Raw genomic sequence first — 4,061 nt, 5'->3', positions numbered from 1 at the left:
GTGGGATCATGGGGCGCATACGATGCAGAACTGGATGCATTCATTCGCCAACACGCTGAAACAGCCTTTCATCCTTCTTGCTCTTGTAAAATGGGCGAGGATGATATGGCGGTCGTCGATGGAGAAGGCAGAGTCCATGGAGTTCAAAAACTTCGCGTGGTAGATGCTTCGATTATGCCGATTATTATCACCGGGAACCTCAATGCTACCACCATCATGATAGCCGAAAAGATTGCCGATAAAATTCGTGGCCGCGCCCCATTACCACGCAGTACTGCAGCCTACTACCAAGCTAGCGGAGCCCCCACCAGAACAGCTCCAGTCCGAGCCGTAGTTGGCGAACCGTCGATCATTGGCGCGTAGCTTTTGGCTACCATCCGTTTTCGAATGCAGTAAAGCCGCTAATTGTTGATATAGCCAAACAACTTGAAATCGCAGGCTAGCGGCAAATAAGTGAGTCCCCAATCACAGCAATAGACCATGTGATTGGGGCGAAAAAACGCAGCCAACATGGAGCTAGCTTCACATCGTTAGGGATAAACCGAGCACATATCTTGGCTCAATTTAAGAACCATTTTCCATTAAGCCATTTCGCTCTTTTTACAGCGTTGTGGTTTATAGAGTTGTGGGTTGGCTGTTGTAACCTCCTGTTGATACTGCTCAACCTTGCGCAATTGCCCTGCCTCCATCAAATAAACAGTATCAGCTTGCTGAATAGTCTCCAAGCGATGCGCTACGGAAATCACCGTTTTCCCTTGGCAAAGAATCTCAAGCGCTTGCAACACTTGGGCCTGAGTTTGGCTATCCAGTGCGGAGGTAAATTCATCAAGCAGTAAGATAGGCGCATCATGCAATAGCGCTCGCGCAATCGACAAACGCTGCCGCTCCCCGCCAGAGATTTGGTTACCATTTTCGCCAATCCGCGAATCTAGTCCGTGCGGCAACTTAGCCACTAACTCACTCAAACCCGCCGCCTCTACTGCCTCGCATAACACTTTCTCACTCGCTTCGGGTTTGGCCAATAGCAAGTTATCACGTAGGCTACCGCCAAGGAGCTGAACCTCTTGCGTGACATAGGCGATATGTCGATACCAGTGCTCAGTACCTATTTCATCCAAGGTTTTTCCTCCCATAGTTAAGCAACCTTGTGTGGGGATATGAAACACAGCCAACACATCGAGTAAACTACTTTTACCTGAACCACTTTTGCCCACCAGCACAATATGCTCACCCTCCGCCACCTCAAGGTTAACCCCATTGAGTACTGGCTGGTCGTCTAAGCAAAGATGAATATCCTTGAGTGATAAATCAAAAGTACTAGGTTCTACGCCCTGTGAGGTTTGTTGCGGCAACTGGGAAAGCTGATGTAAACGTGATGCTGCTTTTAACATATAACGGAGTAAGGCTGCATACACCGTCATCCGCGCTAGTGGACGAATAGAGACCACGGTGGCAACCACAGCAACCAAAAATTGTGAGTGATTCAACCAATCGAGATCCACCAACCACGCAGCCAAAACTAAATTGATCACGAGGCCAAGCTCTAAGATCAGCGTTGCTAACAATACACCACTTCCGCCAAGCCACTCTAATCCTAGTCCCTGATCTTTTTGCTTTTCAATCTGCTGGCAGAGTGGGTCCGCCAATCGCCCACTCTGTCCAAAGCTGCGCAGCATCGGCAAACAGTCTAGGTATTCGAGCAACAAGTTACTACTTTGCACATTGGTATGATGTGTGTGGTCTGCCTGATGGCTAAATCTCCGTTCTACGAGCACTAATACGCTAAACGCTAACCCAAAAATCAGCACTAGAGTCACGGCTAACCAAGGCTGAATCAGTGCAAGTACAATCGTCATGACGATCGGTGTTACCCAAGTTGCGACAAACTCGGTCAGCAGGTGACTGAAAATATCTTCAAACTGTTTGAGATCAGAAGTGAGTAACTTTACTTTTTCACCTAAGCGTTTACCACGCAAAGCCGCCAAGGGTTGAAGACGGATATCGGTCAATAACTGATGACGTAATTGATGGGTAATTTGATAGGCACCAAGAAAACTGAGCTTGGTACTCTGGCCTACTATCCACTGCGCTAAGATCAACGACAGCGCTATCAATAACATGACAGTGAACGGTAATGACTCGGAAGAGAGCAGAAAGGTAAATAACATAATCCAGACCAGTAGCCCAATCAGCTCAGTAGCGACTTTGCCCAGTAAACCAAACCAAAAGTGCTGTGTCTTTGCACCACTATGTTCAATTAAGCGCCTCAGACTATTCATCAGCTTTCTCCTCTAGTTGACCGTTCAACAGTACCAAGCGGCGATCAACCTGCTGAATCTGACTAGCACGGTGGCTAATGATCAGTTGAATCTGAGCTGGTGCATAATGGCGTAACGCCTCAAAAACGCTCTGCTCTGAAAGCGCATCCAAATGGGCCGTTGCCTCATCCAAAATTAGGATCGGTGCTTTAGTGACAGCGGCGCGGATAATCGCCAAACGCTGCATTTCACCACCACTGAACAATCGGCACGCTTCTCCAATTGGGCAATCGAGCTGCTGAGATAGGCTTTGCACTAACGGTTTAAGCCCAAACCAAGTCAGTAATTGCCAGATTTCATGCTCTTCAACGTGACGTTTCGTTAAGATTAAATTATCGCGTAAGGATCCAGAAAAAAAGACCACTCGCTGATCAACCGAGGCGAGATAATGACTACGGCTCTCATCGTCAATATCGGTTATTGGCTGACCATTGATGTACCAAGCACCCGAAGTAGGCTCCAACTCACCGAGTAACGACGCAAGTAGTGTGCTTTTCCCAACCCCAGACGCTCCCTCAATCGTTATGCGTTGTCCGGGATACGCTTTCAAATTCGCCTGTTGCAATACGGCAACCGTTGGGTCGCGAGCCACAACAAGGTCACGGCACTCAAGAAGCATCAAAGACGAGGGGTAATGGAAAGGATGAGACTCAGGCTCACCGCATAAGGGAAGGATTCTGTCTATGGCGATGAACGATTGCTGAATTTGCGCAAATACTTGCGTTAAGTCTAACCACGGTTTAAGCAATCCCACACTCACGCATGCCACCATCACCAAATCAATGAGGGTTAATTGGCCCGTATTGGCGAGCATGATGGCAACAGGCAACACCAAGATCAGCGAAATTTGTGCCAGCGTGACAAATGTCACCCAAGCGCTAACCATCGTTTGAGTGTATCCCGTCACAATCTTATGATGAGATTGTAAGGTTCGGCTGAGTTCAAGGTAGGAATCCGCATCAACTGCAAACAGTTTCATTACACCTATGGTGCGCATAAATTCCATTTGTGCTTGATGCAGATGAGCGACGATTTGATTATATTTCTGCTGTCTTTCAGCAAATCCACGCATCATCCAAATTTGTGCAGTCATTGCCAACGGCAGTGGCATTAAAGCAATCAGGGCGAGTCGCCAATCAATATAGAATAAAAATCCCACCATAAACAGGGGCATCAGAAGTCCGTTGATGATATCCGTACCATGGTGAGCAATCAGCGGCTCAAGACTCTGGCATTCATCGGTGATACGCTTTTCAATATCGCCCCGACTCAAGCTGCGCAGTTTATCCATTCTCATCTTGGCTAACGCACGCACTAAGTGTTGCCTTACTTTCTGAATAATGTGATAGGCCGCTAAATGTGCTTGCCATACTGCTAATGCATAAAAGGCGTAGCGACCCATTACCGTCAAACACATCATTAGAAAATAAGCTGTCGCCGATTCGTTATGGTAAATCGCAGTGACGGCTAAATAGAGAAAAATCCAAGAGATAAGCTCAAAGACACTGCATAGAATAGCACTGGTTATCGATAAGGTGACTCGATTTCGCTCACTGAACAACAAGCTTTTCAGCGCCGTCATCCGGCTCATGTGATGCGAGAGCAACATAATAAAGCTCCATAAATGGAGGCTATTTTTGCTGAATATGCATGCCATCGCTAACGCAATTAGGTATAAAATCGTCGCGTTTAGTCGTAACTCACCCACCTGCGCATTGTCATTTCTTAAGCTCAATCTTCCGT

General features: G+C 47.2%; 3 protein-coding genes. 1 reads left to right on the top strand and 2 read right to left on the bottom strand.

Going from position 1 to position 4,061, the window contains the following annotated elements; all coding sequences use genetic code 11:
* The coding region (locus VOR_RS17210; protein ID WP_286118402.1) for a GMC oxidoreductase at window positions 1-363 on the top strand (363 nt) is incomplete at its 5' end.
* Between the two features lie 218 nt (window positions 364-581).
* Here VOR_RS17210 and VOR_RS0112235 read toward each other — a convergent pair.
* The gene (locus tag VOR_RS0112235) at window positions 582-2,279 is read right to left on the bottom strand and encodes an ABC transporter ATP-binding protein (RefSeq protein WP_010319989.1); all 1,698 of its coding nucleotides are present in this window, start codon (window positions 2,277-2,279) and stop codon (window positions 582-584) included.
* Window positions 2,272-3,927, bottom strand: coding sequence for an ABC transporter ATP-binding protein (locus VOR_RS0112230; protein ID WP_029627153.1), 1,656 nt, complete (start codon window positions 3,925-3,927; stop codon window positions 2,272-2,274). The genes VOR_RS0112235 and VOR_RS0112230 overlap by 8 nt, the downstream gene beginning before the upstream one ends.
* Between the last annotated feature and the right edge of the window lie 134 nt (window positions 3,928-4,061).

Source organism: Vibrio ordalii ATCC 33509 (assembly GCA_000257205.1).
Taxonomy (GTDB): domain Bacteria; phylum Pseudomonadota; class Gammaproteobacteria; order Enterobacterales; family Vibrionaceae; genus Vibrio; species Vibrio ordalii.
This window is presented reverse-complemented; position numbering and strand designations above follow the sequence as displayed.

Coding starts and splice junctions, on each gene's coding strand:
- VOR_RS0112235 (WP_010319989.1), bottom strand. CDS start 2,279: ATGAATAGTCTGAGGCGCTTAATTGAACATAGTGGTGCAAAGACACAG.
- VOR_RS0112230 (WP_029627153.1), bottom strand. CDS start 3,927: ATGTTGCTCTCGCATCACATGAGCCGGATGACGGCGCTGAAAAGCTTG.